Annotated in this window: 15 protein-coding genes; 2 read left to right on the top strand and 13 right to left on the bottom strand. The window is 71.1% G+C overall.

The genetic code is table 11. From position 1 onward, the window contains the following. Nucleotides 1-66: 66 nt before the first annotated feature. From ACYU7L_RS21805 to ACYU7L_RS21780, 6 genes are all read right to left on the bottom strand, one after another. On the bottom strand, nt 67-1,005 hold the full coding sequence (locus ACYU7L_RS21805) for a carbamate kinase (RefSeq protein ID WP_460800997.1): 939 nt from the start codon (nt 1,003-1,005) through the stop codon (nt 67-69). A gap of 207 nt (nt 1,006-1,212) precedes the next feature. Then, nucleotides 1,213-2,022 (bottom strand): SDR family oxidoreductase, encoded by an 810-nt coding sequence (locus ACYU7L_RS21800; RefSeq protein ID WP_460800995.1) that lies wholly within the window; start codon nt 2,020-2,022, stop codon nt 1,213-1,215. Continuing rightward, a complete protein-coding gene (locus tag ACYU7L_RS21795; RefSeq protein ID WP_460800993.1) occupies nt 2,019-3,983 on the bottom strand; it encodes a hydantoinase B/oxoprolinase family protein in 1,965 nt (654 codons plus the stop codon). Before ACYU7L_RS21795 ends, ACYU7L_RS21800 begins: the two co-directional genes overlap by 4 nt. Continuing rightward, nucleotides 3,980-6,133: a hydantoinase/oxoprolinase family protein gene (locus tag ACYU7L_RS21790; RefSeq protein ID WP_460800991.1), complete on the bottom strand. Its 2,154-nt coding sequence runs from the start codon at nt 6,131-6,133 to the stop codon at nt 3,980-3,982. The genes ACYU7L_RS21795 and ACYU7L_RS21790 overlap by 4 nt, the downstream gene beginning before the upstream one ends. 89 nt (nt 6,134-6,222) lie before the next feature. Continuing rightward, nucleotides 6,223-6,891 (bottom strand): lysophospholipid acyltransferase family protein, encoded by a 669-nt coding sequence (locus ACYU7L_RS21785; protein WP_460800989.1) that lies wholly within the window; start codon nt 6,889-6,891, stop codon nt 6,223-6,225. A gap of 286 nt (nt 6,892-7,177) precedes the next feature. Further along, nucleotides 7,178-8,686: an HNH endonuclease gene (locus tag ACYU7L_RS21780; protein ID WP_460800987.1), complete on the bottom strand. Its 1,509-nt coding sequence runs from the start codon at nt 8,684-8,686 to the stop codon at nt 7,178-7,180. A gap of 255 nt (nt 8,687-8,941) precedes the next feature. Between ACYU7L_RS21780 and ACYU7L_RS21775 the strand changes: the two genes are divergently transcribed. After that, nucleotides 8,942-9,187 (top strand): superinfection immunity protein, encoded by a 246-nt coding sequence (locus ACYU7L_RS21775; protein WP_460800985.1) that lies wholly within the window; start codon nt 8,942-8,944, stop codon nt 9,185-9,187. A gap of 2 nt (nt 9,188-9,189) precedes the next feature. Further along, on the top strand, nt 9,190-9,741 hold the full coding sequence (locus tag ACYU7L_RS21770; protein ID WP_460800982.1) for a 2'-5' RNA ligase family protein: 552 nt from the start codon (nt 9,190-9,192) through the stop codon (nt 9,739-9,741). Here ACYU7L_RS21770 and ACYU7L_RS21765 read toward each other — a convergent pair. The 7 genes from ACYU7L_RS21765 to ACYU7L_RS21735 form a co-directional block, all read right to left on the bottom strand. Beyond that, the gene (locus ACYU7L_RS21765) at nt 9,728-11,119 is read right to left on the bottom strand and encodes an amidase (RefSeq protein WP_460800979.1); all 1,392 of its coding nucleotides are present in this window, start codon (nt 11,117-11,119) and stop codon (nt 9,728-9,730) included. The genes ACYU7L_RS21770 and ACYU7L_RS21765 overlap by 14 nt on opposite strands. Further along, the gene (locus tag ACYU7L_RS21760) at nt 11,116-11,805 is read right to left on the bottom strand and encodes an SRPBCC family protein (RefSeq protein WP_460800976.1); all 690 of its coding nucleotides are present in this window, start codon (nt 11,803-11,805) and stop codon (nt 11,116-11,118) included. The genes ACYU7L_RS21765 and ACYU7L_RS21760 overlap by 4 nt, the downstream gene beginning before the upstream one ends. A gap of 8 nt (nt 11,806-11,813) precedes the next feature. Beyond that, nucleotides 11,814-14,207, bottom strand: coding sequence for an aerobic carbon-monoxide dehydrogenase large subunit (gene cutA / locus ACYU7L_RS21755; RefSeq protein WP_460800974.1), 2,394 nt, complete (start codon nt 14,205-14,207; stop codon nt 11,814-11,816). Then, nucleotides 14,204-14,773, bottom strand: coding sequence for a (2Fe-2S)-binding protein (locus tag ACYU7L_RS21750; protein WP_460800972.1), 570 nt, complete (start codon nt 14,771-14,773; stop codon nt 14,204-14,206). The genes cutA and ACYU7L_RS21750 overlap by 4 nt, the downstream gene beginning before the upstream one ends. Then, entirely contained in the window at nt 14,770-15,675 is a 906-nt protein-coding gene (locus ACYU7L_RS21745; protein ID WP_460800970.1) for an FAD binding domain-containing protein, read from the bottom strand. Before ACYU7L_RS21745 ends, ACYU7L_RS21750 begins: the two co-directional genes overlap by 4 nt. 11 nt (nt 15,676-15,686) lie before the next feature. Continuing rightward, the gene (locus ACYU7L_RS21740) at nt 15,687-17,135 is read right to left on the bottom strand and encodes a uracil-xanthine permease family protein (protein WP_460800968.1); all 1,449 of its coding nucleotides are present in this window, start codon (nt 17,133-17,135) and stop codon (nt 15,687-15,689) included. Nucleotides 17,136-17,401: 266 nt separating this feature from the next. Further along, entirely contained in the window at nt 17,402-18,703 is a 1,302-nt protein-coding gene (locus ACYU7L_RS21735; RefSeq protein ID WP_460800965.1) for a PucR family transcriptional regulator, read from the bottom strand. Nucleotides 18,704-18,767: the final 64 nt, after the last annotated feature.

The following is an 18,767-nucleotide window of genomic DNA, read 5'->3' as shown; positions in this document are numbered from 1 at the left end:
CCGGGGTGGGCCGCAGGAGATTCAGGCAGTAGGCGGTGCGGTGCGGTGTGGTCTGGGTGGGACAGGTCAGTCGGGGACGATGACGGTGCCGGCCTCGCCGGCGATCCCGTCGACGATGTGGTCGAGGCTGGTGATCACCGAGCGCAGACCGCCGTTCTCGACGAAGCGGCACGCCGCGTCGACCTTGGGACCCATGGAGCCCCCGGCGAAGTGCCCCTCGGCGGCGAGCTCACGCATCCGCGAGACGGAAACGGTGCCGAGCGGCTCGGCCTGCGGCGTACCGAAGCGCAGGATCGCGTTGGGCACGTCGGTGGCGACGACCAGCACGTCGGCCTCCACGCTACCGGCCAGCAGCGCAGCGCCGAGGTCCTTGTCGATGACGGCCTCGACGCCGGCCAGGCCGTCGTCGGTGCGGATCACCGGGATGCCGCCCCCACCGTTGCTGATCACGATGAAGCCGGCCTCGACGAGAGCGTGCACGGCAGGGGCGTCGATGATCTCGACGGGCTCGGGCGAGGCGACCATCCGGCGCCAGCCCTTCTCACCGCGGTCCTCCCACGTCTCACCGTGCTCGATCAGCGGGGCGGCCTCCTCACGGGTGAGGTAGCGGCCGATCGGCTTCGTGGGGTTGAGCAGCAGCGGGTCGTCGGCGTCGACCCGGCTGCGGGTGACGACGGTGGCGCAACGCCGGTCGGAGCCTCGTGTGGCGAGCTCGTGGTCGAGCGCGTTCATCAGCACGTAGCCGATCGTCGCCTGGGTCTGCGCGCCGCACCAATCGAGCGGCACCGGCGGTACGACGCTCGCGGCGACCTCGTTCTTGACCAGCAGGTTCCCGACCTGAGGACCGTTGCCGTGGGTGAGGACCACGTCCACCGGGTCGGGGCGGGTCACCAACTCCGCGACAGCGGCCATCGCCGTCTGCACGGCAGCGATCTGGTCTTCGGGACGCGCACGTCCGTCGGGGGATGTCATGGCGTTTCCGCCGAGCGCAAGCAGGACCTTCATGTGGCAAAACTAGTGACCCGGAGCACGTCGAGCACCGGCAACTAAACCCAACGAAGCGGGCCGGTCATGGCAACTAGTGCCAGTGGGTCACCGGGTGCCGACGTCGGAGAACCGGAAGCCCAGCGAGACGACGCAGGTGAAGAGGGCGTCGACCTCCCGCGGCCGAGTGCGCTCGATGGCGAGACGGGGACGTGTCACCGCCTCGACCTAACCGGCGCGGGCGGCGTCCAGTTCGCGTTTCAGCACGTCGATGACCCGGTTCGGCTCTCGGCCCAGGAGCGCGCGCAGCACCAGGCCACCGGCCGGCAGACCGCGTCGGTCGTAGTAGCAGAACATCGCGACCAGGAGATCGCGCTCACGAGGGTCCAGGTCAGCCCCTGTCGTCGCGACCCACTCCTGGGGCGGCGTACGGCGCGCGCGGACCGGGCGGCCCAGCACCCGGGAGGCGGCAGCGGCGACGTCGGCGACGGTGACCAGCGCGGGCCCTCCGAGCTCGTAGGTCGCGCCGACGTGGGCGTCGTCGAGCAGCACGGTCGCCGTGGCCTCGCCGACGTCGATCAGGTCGACCAGCCCGAACGGCTGGTCGACGGCGTAGGGGACGACGAGGTCGTCGTCCCGTGCGGCGGCCGCCAGGGCCGGCACGAAGTTCTGCACGTAGGCGCAAGGCTGGAGGATCGTCCAGTCCAGCCCGGAGCGCCGGATCGCGTCCTCGCTCCACGCCTTGGCGAGGTGGTGTGGCATGTCCGGGGCGTAGGGCGAGGCCACCGAGTGGTAGACCACCCGCATCACGCCGGCCAGCCGGGCCGCGGCGAGCACGTCGCCCACGAAGCCCGGCTCGTCAGGGTGGAGGTTGGGCGCGATCACGTGCACCGCGGCGCACCCGATGAGGGTGTCGGGCAGGGTGTCCCACTGCGCGCGGCCCACTCCCACCGGCTCGGCGCCACGGTCGGTCAGCGCCGCCGTGACGGCGCGCCCGGTCTTGCCGGACGCGCCGACCACGGCGATGCGATGGCTCACAACCAGTCGACCGCTGCGGACGCGGCGCCGTCGGTGGCGAGCTGGGCGTAGCCGGGTCCCCGGTCGAAGAACGCCTCGGACGCGGCGGGGCGCCCGGCGCGCTCGGCGGCGGTCTCCTCCGCGTCGTACCCGAGGGTGTCGTCGTCGACCGATCCGGTGAGGACCACGCCGTAGTCCGCGAACGCGGCCTGCGGAGAGACCTTGCGCCACACCACGTCGCGCACGACCATCTCAGGGTCGCGCTCGAGCGGGTTGCCCCAGCCTCCGCCACCGGTGGTGCGGATCCGGATGACCTCGCCCGCCTTGACCGGCTCGTCGTCGGCGAGGGCGTCGACGATGCGCTCGTTGGGGCCGCCGGCGTCGATGACGACCTCGAACGGCTTGCCGGCGAGACCGCCCTTGACGCCCCAGCAGGCCAGGATCGACCGGTCCGCGATGGACATGAAGTGGCCGTCCTTGAGCATCCGGATGTGCTTCTCGTAGCCCAGTCCGCCGCGGAACTTGCCGGCGCCGCCGGAGTCCATGGCCAGGCCGAGGCTCTCCACGAGGAACGGGAAGCGCGACTCGGTGAACTCCGAGGGCAGGTTGCGCGAGTCGGGCACGACGTGGATGGTGTCCTCGCCGTCGGCGTAGTAGCGGCCGCCGGAGCCGCCGCCGAGCACCTCGCGCATGAGGTAGGAGCGGCCCTCCATGTCCTCGCCGTACACGCCGGTGTAGCGGATCGTCTCCTGGTCGGCCGGCATCTTGCCGTCGACGGCCTTGGCGACCACGCCGGCCAGCACGCCGAGCAGCCGCAGGATCACGAACGTGCGGGCGTTGGTCGGCGCCGGGAAGACCGGCGTCAGCAGGGTGCCGGGCGGCGGGAACTTCATCTCGATGAGCGGCACGATGCCCTCGTTGACGTCGAGCTCGGCCATCCGCTCGGGGGTGTCGGCGAGGTTGCGCAGGATCGGCGCGAGCCACTTCTTGAGGAAGTTGCCGTCGGAGTAGTCACCGCAGTGGTTGATCGGGCCCTTGGCCTGCGGGGACGTGCCACCGAAGTCGATGACCAGACGCTCGCCGCCCGGGTCCTCGGGACCGGTGCGGGTGAGCGTGATCCGCTGCGTGTAGAGCTGCGGCTCGTCGACGCCGTCGTGCTCGGCGTAGTCCTCCCAGACCCACTCGCCGACGGGGATCTTGGTGAGGATCTCGCGGCGATAGGTCTCGGTGGTGCGGTCGATGATCGCGTCGAAGCAGGACTCGATCGTCTCGCGGCCGTAGCGGTCGAAGAGCTCGCCCAGACGCTGGGCGCCCATCAGGCAGGCGGAGCACTCGGCGTCGAGGTCGGCGGCCAGGCTATCGGGCATCCGCGAGTTGCGGGTCATGATCGCCAGCGCCGACTTGTTGGGCACGCCGGCGTCCCACAGCTTGATCGGGGGGACCATCAGGCCCTCCTCGTAGACCGTGGTCGCGCCACTGGGCATCGAGCCGGGCACGCAGCCGCCGATGTCGTCGTGGTGGCCGAAGGCCTGGACGAACGCGACGACCTCGGGACCGTTGCCGGAGTCGTGGAAGACCGGCACCGTGACGCACAGGTCGGGAAGGTGGCCGATGCCGCCCTCGGACCGGTAGACGTCGTTGTGGAAGAAGACGTCGCCGGGCTTCATCTCCTCCAGCGGGAAGTCGCGTGCCACCGGGTGGACCAGCGCGGAGTAGGAGCGGCCGGTGAGCTTGCGCAGCAGCCGGTCGTGGATGCCCGCGCGGAAGTCGTGGGCGTCGCGGATCATCGGGCTGCGGCTGGTGCGGCCGATGGCGGTCTCGACCTCCATCTCCACCGCGGCCAGGCTCCCCTGGACGATCTCGACGACGACCGGGTCGGCGCTGCGGCCGGCGTCGTCGGTCAGCGACCCGAACGGGAAGTCGGTGGGGGCACGACGGCTCTCACCGTCGACGTAGCCCTGGTGCGTGTGCGTGGCGCTCACTTCTCCCCCTCGCGGGTGACGATGATGTTCAGGTAGGCGTCGATGCGGGCGTGGAAGCCCGGGTGCAGCGGCACGGTGGAGCCGAACTCCTCGATGATCGCCGGGCCGGCGATCTCCTGGCCGGGCACCAGGTCGGCACGCCAGAAGACCGGCGTGTCGACGTAGCCGTCGGTGGCCTCGAAGCAGACCTCGCGGCGCGAGCGGGGCTCGGGAGCCCCCGCGTCGGCGACGATCTCGTGGCGCGCGATGTCCGGGCGCTGGATCGGGCCGATGCCGGACACGCGCAGGTTGACCCACTCGACCTGCTGGGTCGGGTCGGTGGAGAAGTCGTAGCCGTAGAGCGCCTTGTGCTCGGCGTGGAAACGGTCGGCCACCTCGGTCAGCAGGGCGTCGTCGATCTCACCTTCCGGCAGCGGCACCCGGACCTCGAAGGCCTGGCCGAAGTAGCGCAGGTCGGCGGTGCGCTGGAAGCGGTGCTCGCTGGCCGCGAAGCCCTCCTTGTCGAGCGCCACGCGGGCCTGCTCGGCGAGGCCGTCCATGATCTCGCGTACGTCGGACGCGGCGAGGTTGTCGGCCAGGGAGACGTGGGTGCGGACGTAGTCGTTCTTGACGTCCACGGTCAGCAGCCCGAAGGCCGAGACGTTGCCCGGGTTCGGCGGGACCAGGACGGCCTGCAGGCCGAGCACGTCGACGAGACGGCACAGCAGCAGCGAGCCGGAGCCGCCGAACGTCGTGAGCGTGAAGTCGCGGACGTCGAGCCCGCGCTTGACCGTCACCTGGCGCAGCGCGTTGGCCTGGTTCCACGCGGAGATCTCGAGGATGCCGGTGGCGCACGCCTCGGGGGTGATCTTGAGGTCGGCGGCGAGCTTCTCGAGACCGACCTTGGCGGCGTCGACGTCGAGCGGGATCTCGCCACCGAGGAGGTGGGGAGGGATCCGGCCGAGGTAGACGTGGGCGTCGGTGATCGTGACGTCCGCGCCGCCCTTGGCGTAGCACAGCGGGCCCGGGTCGGCGCCGGCCGAGTGCGGGCCGACCTTCATCGTGCCCTCGGGCGAGAGCCAGGCGATGGAGCCGCCGCCGGCACCGACGGTGACGACGTCGATCATCGGGATCTTGGACGGGAACGCGCCCACGCTGCCCTCGGTGGTGAGCGTCGGCTCACCGTCGATGACGACGCTGACGTCGGTCGACGTGCCGCCACCGTCGCTGGTGAGGACCTTGTCGAAGCCGGCGACCTTGGCGATCAGGGCCGCGCCGAGCGCGCCTGCCGCGGGGCCGGAGAGCACGGTGGTGATGGGCTGGTGGACGACCTCGTCAGCGCTGAGCACGCCACCGTTGGACTTCATCACGTAGAAGGGGACGGTCTTGCGGGCGCCGGTCGCGGCAGTGCCCTGCCCGACGACGTACTCCTCGAGACGGTTCTTGATGTTGGTGACGTAGCGGCTCAGCTTGGGCTTGACCGCGGCGTCGACGAGCGTGGTCATCGCGCGCTCGTACTCGCGGTACTCGCGCAGCACCTCGCTGGAGAGCGAGACGACGGCCTCGGGGTGCTCCTCGCGGAGGACCTGGCGCATCCGCTCCTCGTGCTCGGGGTTGGCGTAGGCGTGCAGGAAGCAGACACCGAGGGTGTCGATGCCCTGCGCCTTGAACCAGCGCGCGACCTGGCGGGCGCCGTCCTCGTCGAAGGGACGGACCTCCGCGCCGGTGTGGTCGAGCCGGCCGCCGACGCCCTTGACGAGGTGGCGGGGGACGATGCGCGGCGGCTTCACCCAGAAGTAGGAGTTGCCGTAGCCGTCGGGGACGGACTGGCGCGCGATCTCGAGCATCGCGTCGTAGCCCTCGGTCGTGATGAAGCCGAGTGCGTCGACCTTGCCCTCGAGCAGCTGGTTGGTCGCCACCGTGGTGCCGTGGCTGACCGCGCTCAGCGCGTCGCCATGACCGGCCGGGAGACCCAGCAGGCCCAGGACCTTGTCGATGCCGGCCATGAAGCCGTCGGCGGGGTTGCTCGGAGTGGAGGGGGTCTTCGTCGTGACCAGCTCGCCGCTGTCCTCGTCGAAGGCCACAACGTCAGTGAAGGTGCCGCCCGTGTCGATCCCGACCCGAACCCGGCTCGGGATGCGCGGTGCGCCCTGTGCAGCAGTGTCAGCCATGGCTTGATTCAAGCGGTCCGGAGCACTGCGCGGCGACGGCAGGAAGTGCCAACCAAACGCCAATTCGTTGGCAGATCCTGAGGTGACACTCAGGCGTCGGCGGCACGCTCGTTGTAGATGCCGGCCGGCTCCTGGCCGCTCAGTGCCTGGATCGCCGTCATGATCTCGTCGGTGGCCTCGCGGCGAGCCCGTCCCGAGGCGATGCCGACGAAACGACCGGTGAAGTCGATCGGCGCCCCGAACTCGATCGAGATCTTGACCAGACGCGGGAAGCGCGCGCCGACCGGCTGCAGCTGCTCGGTGCCGCGCAGGCCGACCGGGACCACAGGTACGCCGGCGGTCAGCGCCAGGTGCGCGACCCCGGTGCGGCCCCGGTAGAGCCGGCCGTCGCGCGAGCGCGTGCCCTCGGGGTACAGCCCGAACGCCTCCCCCCTGCCCAGCACCTCGAGGGCGGTGTCGAGGCTGGTCATCGCCGCCCGCGCGTCGTCGCGGTCGACGGGCAGCATCCCCAGCCCCTCGAACCACGCGCGCGAGAGAGCACCCTTCGCTCCGGTCCCCGTGAAGTAGTCGGACTTCGCCAGGAACACCACCTTGCGCGGAACCACGATCGGGATCACCACGCTGTCGGCGAAGCTGAGGTGGTTGCTGGCGAGGATCACTCCCCCGCTGGAGGGCACGTTCTCCAGACCGCGCACGGAGGGGCGCCAGATCGCCTTGGCGACGGGCGGGACGACGGCATGAAGCGCTCGATAGATCATCTGGCGCCCATGCTCTCACCGCCTGGCGGTCGAACACCCCGGCCGTTCGCTGGTCGAGCAGATCGCGCAGCCGATCGTTGGTCGAGCAGATCGCGCAGCCGATCGCTGGTCGAGCAGATCGCGCAGCCGATCGCTGGTCGAGCAGGTTGCGCAGCAACCGACGTCGAGACCCACCCCACCCTCGGTGGTCGAGCAGGTTGCGCAGCAACCGACGTCGAGACCCCACCCGCAGACACGCCGAAGCCCCCGCCGGATGCTGCCTACGGCGGGGTCCGGGGCGATGCAGCTATTCGTCCGGCGCAGGTACGGCGCGGGCCCGGTCGCGGGTCACGTCAAGCGTCCCAGTGTGATCGCGCAGGTACTGATAACCCTGCGGGCTGGTCCACAGGAACGTGCCTGGATCGATGACGGTGTACGACCACGGGCTGTGGGTCTTGTGGCGGTGATGTCTGCGGCACAACGGAGCGAGGTTGCAGGAGCAGGTGCTTCCGCCGGCGGCGTGTTCTTGGACGTGGTCACAGTCCGCCCGATGCCCGTCGGGCTTGAGCTTCCTGGCGGGCCGGGTGCACCACGGGAACACACACGAGTGGTTGATCAACCCGACGCGTTCGACGAGCCGGTCGGGGACCTCGTAGGCGCCGACGTGGACGTGGTCCTCGAGATCGATGACCGGCTTCACCACGACCTGGGTGTCCGGGTTGGCGCACCAGTCGCGGACCTGGTCAACCGAGACGAAGGAGCGGGTGTTCTCCACCCGTGCGAGGCGGATCCCGTTCCGGTCCCCGTCGACGTCAGCGTCGGCGCTGTCATCGAGGCCCCGGGCGCGGAGTGCGTCGTGGGAGAGGTGGACGTATAGCACCACCTGCCGCGGACGACGTGTCGTCCCGCGAGCGGGGACCGGGCCCTCGGAGGCCGCAGTGGATGAGCGCGGTTGATCGGGAGCAACGGTTGAGTCGGATCCACCGCGCTGTTCGGATTCAGCCCCGTCCCCGGCGATGAGCCTGTCGTCGGTCGTGGCCTCGTCGCCGGAGCCGGTGTTGAGGTCGAACACCAACTGCTGCCGGGCCAGGTCCGCGACCGCCTTCGCCCGGCGGGCACCGAGCGGCTCCTCCGAGCCCAGGGCACGCTGGGCCTCGGCCCCTGCGGTGACGGCGGCGTCGAGGTCCATCGCGTCCGCGATGTCGAGCTCGCCGCGGATAGCCATGGTGCCCTCGTAGGAGACCTGGTCGGTGTCCACATCGAAACAGCGCCCGTCAGCCGCATTGCGGCGGCGTTGCTCGGCGTCCTCGGGCTGGAACTGGACCCGCGCCTCCTCGATCAGCCGGTCCAGGGCAGCGACACCGATCTTGTGCGCGACCGAGGCGACGTGACGATCCACGAACGCCGCACCAGCGGGCACCAGGCTCATCGTGGCGTCGGCGATGCGGCGCGCCTTCCACGCCACCAGGTCGCCGGCACACACCCGCTTCCACACCTTCGGCAACCGATAGCGCAGTTCGACGGCCTGGCCGACGTAGCGGTTGCCGGCGTCGGTGGACATGCCGACGGCGAGGGCGAACTCGGTGATCGCGAACTCCGCAACCAAAGGTGCACCCTCCCCGGCGATGGGCAGGCCACGGTCGCCGTACCCGTCGTGGACCAGCGCGGCATCGGCGAGGGAGTCGACCGAATGCATCGCGGCCCAGTCGACAGCGGCTTGAAGCTGCTCCGCCTCCGCACGATCAGCCATCGCGCGACGAACGCGCGCGACCTCCAGCACCGCGGCGGCGGTGTCGGGGGCGGCTGTCTGGGTCATGGATCTATTGGATCAGCGACCACCGACATTCCCAGGGCCAGAAGCAGGGCGACGCGCAGACTGTGGAGAACTTTCTTCGCGGGGTGGGTCTCGACGTCGGTTGCTGCGCAACCTGCTCGACCAGCGAGGGCCCGGGAGTCTCGACGTCGGTTGCTGCGCAACCTGCTCGACCAACGAACCGGCTGCGCAACGTGCTCGACCAAGGACGACGCTGAACCACCGACGGCGCTACCGGCTCGCGCGTAGCGTGGAGGCATGAGCCGGATCGTCACCGACCAGCGCGGGCGCCCTGTCAGCGCGCTGGTGAGCATCGTCGTCACTGTGCTGACCCTGGGCTACATGCTGCCGTGGATGGTCGCGGCGCTGCGGGGGAAGTCCAACGCCTGGCCCATCTTCTGGCTGACGCTGTTCCTGGGTTGGACCGCGATCGGCTGGGTCGTGGCGCTGGTGCTCGCGTGCATGCCGCACCAGGCCATCGCGGTGCGCGACCCCTACCGCTGAGCGTGCAGTCCCTCGAGCTGCTGCTGGACGCCGCGAGCGAGGAGCGGATCCGGCGTCAGTGGGAGCTGCTCGCCGAGGCGGGGCTCCCGAGCCTCGCCCACCACACCTCGGAGACCAACCGCCCCCACCTCACCCTCGACGCCCGCGACACCGTGAGCCCCGAAGCGGAGGCCCGGCTCCCCGAGGTGGCGGCGCTGCTTCCGGTGGAGGTGCGCATCGGTGCGCCGTTGCTCTTCCACAACCGTCGCGGTCACGTGCTCGTGCGTCACGTGCTCGTGACGCCGGAGCTGATGGCGCTGCACGCGCGGGCGCATGCCGTCCTCGGCCCCGGCGGCTCCCCGCTGAGCGCACCAGGGGCCTGGGTGCCGCACGTGAGCCTCGCGCACGGCCTTAGCAGCGCTCAGGTGGCCGCCGCCCTCGACCTGCTGACCGAGCACGCCCCGGTGCTGGCGACGGCGAGCAGGCTGCGCCGCTGGGACAGCCCCGGCAAACGCGCCTGGACGGTCGCGCCCGCCGTCGCCCCCACGGAGGCGAGCGACCTCAGCGCCCGCTGACCGCCTCGAACGCCGCCGCGATCTCGAGCAGCCGTCGTTCGCCACCGTGGGGCGCGACGATCTGGATGCCGACCGGGAGCCCGTCCGACGTCGTGCCGGCCGGTACGGCGATCGCCGGGCAGCCGGTGACGGTGATGAAGTAGGCCGAGCGCATCCAGTCGAGGTACGTCGCCATCGGGCGGCCGTTGATCGCCGACGGGAACTCCTGGTCCGCCGGGAAGGGCGGGACCTGCGAGACCGGCAGCACGAGCACGTCGTACGACTCGAAGAAGACCCGCATCCGCTCCGACAGGGCGGTGCGCTGGGTGTAGGCGCGCGCCACGTCGGCGCCGGTCAGCGCCTCCCCGGCCCGGATGTTGTCGGCCAGCGAGGGCTTGAAGGCGTCGGGGTTCTCGGCGAGCAGTCGGCCGAACTTCGCCTGGAAGTGCCACGCCCGCAGCGTGCGGAAGGTGTCGTCGGCCTCGTGCAGATCCGGGTGCGCCGAGGCGACGTGAGCCCCGGAGCGCGCGAACACCCCCGCGGACTCCTCGACGACCGAGGCGACCTCGTCGTCGACCTCGAAGGCGGCACCCAGGTCGACCGAGACGGCGACCCGGACCCCGGCGAGCGAGCCGGACAGGGGCGGCGCGAACGACGAACCGGGGTCGCCGAGGGCGTGGGGGGCCCGGGCATCAGGGCCGGCGAGCACGGACAGCAGCAGCGCGAGGTCGCCGACGTTGCGCGCCATCGGGCCGCCGACCGACGTGGTCTCCCACTGGTTGTAGAGCGGCCACTCCGGCACCCGCCCGAGCGAGGGCCGCAACCCCACGACCCCGCAGAACGACGCGGGGTTGCGCAGCGATCCGCCCATGTCCGAGCCGTCGGCCAGCGGCACCATCCCGGAGGCCAGCGCGCTCGCCGCTCCCCCGCTCGACCCGCCGGCCGAGCGCGAGGGGTCGTGCGGGTTGAGGGTGGTCCCGAAGACCTTGTTGAAGGTGTGCGACCCGGCCGCGAACTCCGGCACGTTGGTCTTGCCGATCAGCACCGCGCCCGCGCCGCGGATCCGCTCCACGAGGAGCTCGTCGCGCTCGGGGACGTGGTCGGCGAACAGCGGCGAGCCGTACGTCGTGCGCCAGCCCCCGACCGCGTGGGTGTCCTTGACCGCGAAGGGCAGGCCGTGCAGCGGGCCCGTCTCCGCACCGGAGGCCAGCGCCTCGTCGGCGGCCAGCGCACCGGCCCGCGCGCGCTCCTCGTCGAGCGACACGATCGCGTTGAGCTCCGGGTTGCGCTCGGAGATCCGGGTGAGGTGCAGCTCGAGCAGCTCGCGCGCCGAGACCTCCTTGGCCGCGACCGCCGCGGCCATCTCCCGGGCGGTCGAGTCGGTCGTGAGGTCGGTCATCGCCGACGGCCGAGCAGCGACCCGACGACCACGCCCAGGAGCACCAGTCCGGCGCCCAGGCCGACCCCCTTGAGGAAGTCCTCCTGCGATCCGGCTGCGGACGCCTTCGCCGGGGCGGTGAAGACCTGACCCGCGGCGGGGGCCGCGACGGCCCCGCCAGCGGCAGCACCAGCAGCGGGCTGGGCCGCGCCTGCCACGGGAGCGGTGCCTGCGGCGGGCGCCTCGGCGGCCAGCGCGGTCACGCCACCGGCGGCGATCACCTTCTCGACGTTGCCGAACATCTCGCCGGCCATCCGCCGCGAGACGCTGGTGAGCATCCGCTGGCCGACGCCGCCGACCATCCCGCCGACGACCGCGTCGGCGGAGAAGGCGATCAGCGTGGTGCCGTCGGCGGCGTCCGTGAACAGCACGTCCACGGTCGCGTCCACGGTCCCGGGCGCTCCGGCGCCGTCGAGCTTCATCCGCAGCGACTCGTGCTCGACGAGGTCCGACATCGTGCAGGCGCCGTGGTAGGTGCCACGGATCGAGGCGACGCCGGCGGTGACGGTCATCGCGTAGGCGTTCTCACCGGTCGCCTCGAGACGCTCGCAGCCGGGGATGGTCTGCACCAGCACCTGCGGGTCGAGCAGCGCGTCCCAGACGGCCGCCACGGGGGCGTGGAGGACGTGCTCTCCGGAGATCTTCATGGTGCTCCTTAGTCAGTGGGGGTGTGCGCGAGGCGCAGGTCGTAGAGCTCGGAGGGCGAGATCGGCATCGCGACGATGTCGAAGCCCTCGGCGTCCTCGATGGCGGAGGCGAAGACGGCGGAGGTCGGGATGACCCCGGCCTCGCCCGCGCCCTTGATGCCGAGCGGGTTGGACGGGGACGGCGTCTCGAGGTGGTCGATGGCGATGCCGTCGGGGATCTCGGTGACGTAGGGCATCAGGAAGTCCATGAAGGACGCGTTGAGCAGCTGGCCGTTCTCGTCGTAGGCCATCTTCTCGTAGAGCGCCCCGCCGATCCCCTGGGCGACACCGCCGTGGATCTGGCCCTCGACGATCATCGGGTTGATCAGGTGACCGCAGTCGTGGACCACGACGTACTTCACGATCTTGATCTCCGCGGTCAGCGGGTCGGTCTCGACGATCGCGGCGTGCATGCCCGCGGCGTACGTCGCGCCCGTGACGGAGTGGAAGTCCTTGCCCTCCAGGCCCGGCTCCTCGCCCTCGGCCACCGGCGTCTTGTCGGGGTCGCCGACCGAGAACTGGGTGGCCTGCTTGGAGGCCTCGTCGAAGGCGTAGCGCAGCGGGTTGGAGAGCACGGCGACCGTCCCCAGCGCGATCGCCGAGCCCGGCGAGCCCTTGACCCGCACCACGCCGCCGACGATCTCGAGGTCGGCCTCGGCCACCTCGAGCGCGTCCGCGGCGATCCGCAGCGCCTTCTCCTTGGCCTTCTTGGCGGCCTTGTGGATCGCCGAGCCGCTCATCACCGCGGCGCGCGAGGCGAACGTGCCCACGGCGTACGGCATCCGGCGGGTGTCGCCGGTGACGATCTCGACGTCCTCGAACGGCACACCCAGCTCGTCGGCGACGATCTGCGCGAACGCGGTCTGGTGGCCCTGCCCCTGGGTGGTCAGGCCGGTCGCGACCTTGACCTTGCCGGTGGTCTCGATGTGGACGTGGGCGCCCTCGTAGGGACCGACGCCCGTGCCCTCGACGTAGCAGGCCAGGCCGATGCCGAGCTTGCGTCCCTCGGCGGCTGCCGCGGCCTTGATCGCCGGGAACTCGTCCCAGCCGATCAGCGCCTTGGTCTTCTCCAGCATCTGCGGGTAGTCGCCGGAGTCGTAGATCAGCGGCCGGCCGTCCTGGAAGATCAGGCCCTGGTCGAAGGGGAACTCGTCGGGCTGGATGAAGTTGACCTCGCGCACCTCGAGCCGGTCCTTGCCGAGGTAGGCCGCGATCGCGTCCATCGTCCGCTCCATCACGAAGCAGCCCTGCGGGCGCCCGGCGCCGCGGTAGGGCGTGACGATCACGGTGTTGGTGTAGATGCTCTCGAACGTGACCCGGTAGGCCTTGGGCTTGTAGGGCCCGAGCAGCTGGGTCGACGCCACGATCGGCACGATCAGGCCGTACGGCGTGTAGGCGCCGTGGTCGTGCCAGAACATCACGTCGAGGCCGAGGATGCGCCCGTCGTCGTCGAAGCCGACGTCGACGTGGTGCAGCTGACCGCGCTCGTGGGCCGACGAGATGAAGTGCTCGCGACGGTCCTCGGTGAACTTCACCATCCGCCCCAGGGCGCGGGCCGCCAGCGGCACCAGCACCTCCTCGGGCCAGGGGTGGTTGATCTTCACACCGAAGCCACCGCCGGTGTCGGGGGTGATCACGTCGACCTGGCCGAGGTCGAGGCCGAGCTTGGCGGCGACCGCGGCCCGCACGCCGGTGGAGGTCTGGGTCGACGTCCACAGCTGCAGGCGGTTCTGGTCGGCGTCCCAACGAGCGACCGTGCCGCGCCCCTCCATCGGGGTGCAGGCGCTGCGCTCGATGCTCAGGTCCAGCGACAGCGTGTGCGGCGCCTTGGCGATCTCGGCGGGCGCGTCCCCGTTGTGCTGCTCAGTGCGCGCGGCCACGTTGCCGGGGACGTCCTCGTGCACGAGATGCTCGGCGGCGCGGGAGGTCTCGATGCCCACGACGGCCGGGAGCACGTCGTACTTCACCCGGATCCGGCCGACGGCGTCCTCCGCGACGTAGCGGTCCTCCGCCACGACGAAGGCGATCGCCTCGCCGACGTAGTTGACCTCGTCCTTGGCCAGCGCGTACTGCGTGCGGCCGTGGGTGAGCGTCGGGTGCGGGATCAGCAGCGGCAGCGGCTCGGCGGCCGGGCCCTCGAGATCCTCGTAGGTGTAGACGGCGTGGACGCCCTCGACCTCGAGCACGTCGGCGACGTCGATGTCGAGGATCCGGGCGTGGGCGTGCGGGCTGCGCAGCACCGCGGCGTGGAGCATGTCGGTGGCGCTGTCGACGCCGACGTCGTCGACGTAGCGGCCCTGGCCGCGCAGGAAGCGCTGGTCCTCGACGCGGGCGACGCGGGTCCCGAAGAGCTTGGTGGTCATGCCTGCTCCTCCTCCTCGGTCGACTCGGGAGTGGGGGCGGCGGAGCGCTCGGCGATGATCTCCGCCGCGCGCTCGACCGACTTGACGATGTTCTGGTAGCCGGTGCAGCGACACAGGTTGCCGGCGATCATGTCGCGGGCCTGCTCGTGACTGGGGCACGGGTTCTCGCGCAGTCCGGCGGTGATCGTGGTGAGGAAGCCGGGCGTGCAGAAGCCGCACTGCAGGCCGTGGCAGTCGCTGAACGCCTGCTGCACGGGGCTGAGCGACCCGTCGGGCTCGGTGAGGCCCTCGACGGTGGTCAGCTCGGTGCCCTGGGCGGAGACCGCGAACATCAGGCAGGCGCGGATGGGCGTGCCGTCCATCAGGATCGTGCAGGCGCCGCAGACGCCGTGCTCGCAGCCGACGTGGGTGCCGGTGAGGCCGAGGTCGTGGCGCAGCGCGTCGCTGAGCAGCCGGCGGGCCGGGACCTCGATCGCGTAGTCGTCGCCGTTCACGTTGAGCCGGACGGTGTGGAGCTGCTCACCGGTCTGGGGGTCGATCTGCTGCTCTGTCTGCTCGGTGGTCATGCCTGGTCCTCCTTCGCGCCGGCGCCCGCGTCGGCCGAGGCCGCGCGCTGCCGCGCATCGTCGTACGCCGCACGCAGGACGCGCGCGGTGAGCACCCGGGCCAGCTGGGCGCGGTAGGCGGCGGTGCCGTGGATGTCGTCGCCGGGGTCGAGCTGGGCCAGCGCGGTCTCGCCGGCGGCGGCCAGGGACGCGTCGGTGACGCCGCCGGCCAGGTCGGCCGTCAGGTCGACGACGGTGGGGACGTCGCAGACCGAGAGGTAGCCGGCGCGGGCCTCGACGAGGGTGTCACCCTCGAGGCGGACGACCGCGGCGACCCCGCACATGGCGTAGTCGCCGTGGCGGCGCGCGATCTCCTCGAAGGCGACGCCGGCACCGGGTGCAAGAGCGGGGAAGAACGCCTCGACGGCGATCTCGTCGTGGTGGAGCGTGGACTCCAGAGGGCCGAAGAAGAGCTCCTCAGCCGGGATCGTGCGGCGCCCGTTGACCGAGGCGACCTCGAGCGAGCCGCCCAGCAGCCGGAGCACGACGGGCATCTCGGCCGCGGCGTCGGCGTGGGCGATCGAGCCGACCGTGGTGCCGCGGTTGCGGATCGTGGCGTGCGCGACGTTGTCGAGCGCGAGCGCCAGCAGCGGCTGGACGCGCCGGGCGCCGGGGTGGGCGAGCACGGCGGCGTGTCGGGCCAGGGCCCCGACCCGGACCCCGTCAGCGTCGGCGCTGACGTGGTCCAGGCCGGGCACGGCGTTGATGTCGACCAGGGTGCTCGGTGCCGCCAGTCGCATGGACAGCAGTGGCACCAGGCTCTGGCCCCCGGCCAGCACCTTCGCGTCCGGGCTGTTCGCCAGGGTGTGGAGCGCCTCCTCGAGAGTGGCGGGACGGGCGTACGCGAAGGGTGCTGGTTTCACGGGACTTCCTGTCAGTGCTTGGTGTGGTGGTGCGGCGCCGCGTGGTCCTCGGTGTTGGTGCCGGGGCCGCCGACGACGATCAGGCTGCCGTCGGAGTTGCGGGGCGGGGACACCAGACGGGCCAGGTGGTAGCCGAGCACCGCGACGAGCGTGCCGAGGGCGATGCCGCTCAGGACGAAGTCGTCGGTGAACTTCAGCTGCGCGTCGCCGATGGCGATGATGATTCCGGCGGCCAGCGGCACGAGGTTGACCGGGTTGGCGAAGTTGACCTTGTTCTCGGTCCAGATCTTCGCGCCCAGCAGACCGATCATGCCGTAGAGCACCAGGGTGATGCCGCCGAGGACGGCGGGCGGGGTGGCGTTGACGATCGCGCCGAACTTCGGCACCAGACCGAGCAGGATCGCGACGAACGCGGCCACGAAGTAGGCGGCCGTGGAGTAGACCCGGGTCGCAGCCATGACGCCGATGTTCTCGGCGTACGTCGTGGTGGGCGAGCCACCCACGGAGGTGGCGATGACGGTGGCGATGCCGTCGGCGCCGACCGCGCGGCCCATGTAGGGGTCGAGGTCCACCTCGGTCATCTCGGCGACGGCCTTGACGTGGCCGACGTTCTCCGCGACCAGCGCGATGACGGCCGGCAGGACGAGCAGCGTGAAGGTGAGCGAGAAGCTGGGCAGGTGCCAGCCCACGGCGTCCAGGTTGCCGACCAGGGTCTGGTTGCCGACGAGTCCGTCCTCGGTCTTGCCCGGCAGGCCGAACCAGCTGGCGTCCTTGACGGCCGTCCAGTCGACGCGCAGGTGCTCGGTGGCCTCACCGTTGGAGCTGGGCGTGACCGACGTGATCTTGCCGAGCACCTCGTCGGCGAGCCAGGACAGGACGTAGCCGAAGACCAGCCCGAGGACGATCGCGATCCGGCTCAGGAAGCCGCGGAAGGCGACGGCCATGACGATGACGGCGGTCATGGTGATGATCGCGATCCACGGGTCGGCCGGCATGTACGTCTTGGTGGCGACCGGCGCCAGGTTGAAGCCGATCAGCAGCACCACCGCGCCGGTGACGGCGGGGGGCAGCACGGCGTTGACCACGTCGGAGCCGAAGTAGTGGATGACCAGACCGACCAGGGCGAGCAGGATGCCCGCCACCAGGATGGCGCCGGTCACGTCGGCCGGTCCACCGTCCTGGCTGTAGATAGCCGTCGCGCCGCCGACGAAGGCGGCCGAGGTGCCGAGATAGCTGGGGACCTTGCCCTTGACGATCAGCAGGAAGCAGATCGTCGCGATACCGCTCATCATGATCGCGAGGTTGGCGTCCAGCCCCATGACGATCGGGAAGACGAAGGTCGCCCCGAACATCGCGATCACGTGCTGGGCTCCGAGGCCCGTGGTCTTGCCCCAGCTCAGACGCTGGTGCGGGGCTACTGCCTCACCTGGCTTCGGGTCCACGAGATCCCATTTGAACATCGACACTGTGCTGCCTCCTTGCACGAGGACCGTGAGGGTCACGGTCCGGCCACACCCCATGTGGGTGCCGAACCTAGTCGTCCGGACGAGACCTGAGACACGGCGACTGTTGCCGAATGGAGCTCAGGACTCGTGGCAGACATTGTGTTGATGCCCGGGGCGCGCCGCAGGCGAATGCCTCGTTTCTTGCAGCCGTGACCGAACAGTGACCATCTCGCAGCCCTCCGGTGGTCGAGCAGGTTGCGCAGCAACCGACGTCGAGACCCTCAGTCCACGATCTCCAGCACCCGCAGCGCCACCGCCACGTCCAGCCGCAGGTGCGGGTCGGACGACAGCGGCCCCAGCAGGCGCTCGAGCTTGCTGACCCGGTAGCGCATGGTGTTGTAGTGGAAGAACTGCAGCCGCGCGGCCTCCGCCACGTTGAAGTTGGTGTCGAGCAGCACCTGCAGCGTCTCGCGCAGGTCGGTCGCCTCGGTGGTCGTGCCCGCCAGCGGGCCGAGGACGTCGCGAGCGAACGCGCGCAGCTCACCGGTGTCCGGCACCAGCGCGATGAGCCGGTGCACCCCCAGCTGGTCGAAGTGCGTGGTCGATCCTCCCCCGTGCACCCGGCGCCCGACCTCCACCGCCCGGCGGGCCTGGGCGTAGGCCTCCGGGAGCTGGTCCAGCGAGCTCACCACCCGGCTGACCCCCACGGAGAACGCGCGCCGGCCGCCGCCCTTGTCCCCGCGCACGCCCGTCACCAGGCGTTTCACGATCGCCTCCCCGCCGTCCTCGGTCTCGCCGCTGGCCGACAGGGGCACCGGCACGAGCGTGACGACCTCGGAGGAGAAGTCCACGCTCGGCGCCCCCACGTCGTACCCGTGGGCGACCTGGCTCCACGCCGACGAGAAGCGCTCCTGCCAGCGCCGCCGGACCCGGCTGGAGACCGGCGCCTCCTCCGGGCGCAGCGGATCGATCTCGGCGGCGATCACGACCATCGGCCGGTCCAGGTCCCAGCCGAAGCCCTCGGAGTGCTCGATCACGTAGTCGACGTCGCCGGCTCGACCGAGGAACACGTCGCGCAGGAAGTCGCCGCGGTACTTGTTCTCGACGGCGGTCACCGCCTCCTCGCGGGTGATCAGCAGCGCAGCCACCGCCGCAGCCCGCTCCATCGCGTGCACGTCGTCGGAGGAGATCTCCCCGTCCGCCCGGAAGCAGATCAGCCGGGCCAGGTCGGCCCCTCCTGCGACCACGCGCAGCATCCGGACCTGCCCGTCGCCGGCCGGCGCGCCGTACCCGCTCGCCCGCTCGACGCGGAAGCGACCCGTGGGGTCGAAGAGGTCCAGCTCCTCCATCGCGGCCCGCATGTCCGCCTCGAGCACCGCGGCGCGCTCGCGGCCGTCGGTGGAGGTGACGAGCACCCCGACGTCCAGCACGCGTGCGACCTCGGCGGCGATCTGGCTCAGGTTGCCGCCCTCGAGGACGATCTGGGTCAGCGCCGTGTGCAAGGCGTCGACGCGCGCCAGGGCCCAGGCGGCGTTCTCGGCCGTGGCAGGGGCGATGATGGGAGCGGCGGCGGGGGTTATCAACTTCTGCACCTCGATCGGGGATGGTGTTGGCACAACCTCACATCGGCAAACCGTAGCCTGCCCC

It is taken from the genome of Nocardioides pacificus, from assembly GCF_054775955.1.
Note: the sequence above shows the minus strand (reverse complement) of the source record. Positions and strands in the feature narration are given on the sequence as shown.

What these genes read in the sequence shown, in the direction of transcription:
- ACYU7L_RS21775 (WP_460800985.1), top strand. Translation starts at nt 8,942, where the DNA reads ATGAGCCGGATCGTCACCGACCAGCGCGGGCGCCCTGTCAGCGCGCTG.
- ACYU7L_RS21750 (WP_460800972.1), bottom strand. Translation starts at nt 14,773, where the DNA reads ATGACCACCGAGCAGACAGAGCAGCAGATCGACCCCCAGACCGGTGAG.
- ACYU7L_RS21785 (WP_460800989.1), bottom strand. Translation starts at nt 6,891, where the DNA reads ATGATCTATCGAGCGCTTCATGCCGTCGTCCCGCCCGTCGCCAAGGCG.
- ACYU7L_RS21740 (WP_460800968.1), bottom strand. Translation starts at nt 17,135, where the DNA reads ATGTTCAAATGGGATCTCGTGGACCCGAAGCCAGGTGAGGCAGTAGCC.
- ACYU7L_RS21760 (WP_460800976.1), bottom strand. Translation starts at nt 11,805, where the DNA reads ATGAAGATCTCCGGAGAGCACGTCCTCCACGCCCCCGTGGCGGCCGTC.
- cutA (WP_460800974.1), bottom strand. Translation starts at nt 14,207, where the DNA reads ATGACCACCAAGCTCTTCGGGACCCGCGTCGCCCGCGTCGAGGACCAG.
- ACYU7L_RS21780 (WP_460800987.1), bottom strand. Translation starts at nt 8,686, where the DNA reads ATGACCCAGACAGCCGCCCCCGACACCGCCGCCGCGGTGCTGGAGGTC.
- ACYU7L_RS21790 (WP_460800991.1), bottom strand. Translation starts at nt 6,133, where the DNA reads ATGGCTGACACTGCTGCACAGGGCGCACCGCGCATCCCGAGCCGGGTT.
- ACYU7L_RS21765 (WP_460800979.1), bottom strand. Translation starts at nt 11,119, where the DNA reads ATGACCGACCTCACGACCGACTCGACCGCCCGGGAGATGGCCGCGGCG.
- ACYU7L_RS21805 (WP_460800997.1), bottom strand. Translation starts at nt 1,005, where the DNA reads ATGAAGGTCCTGCTTGCGCTCGGCGGAAACGCCATGACATCCCCCGAC.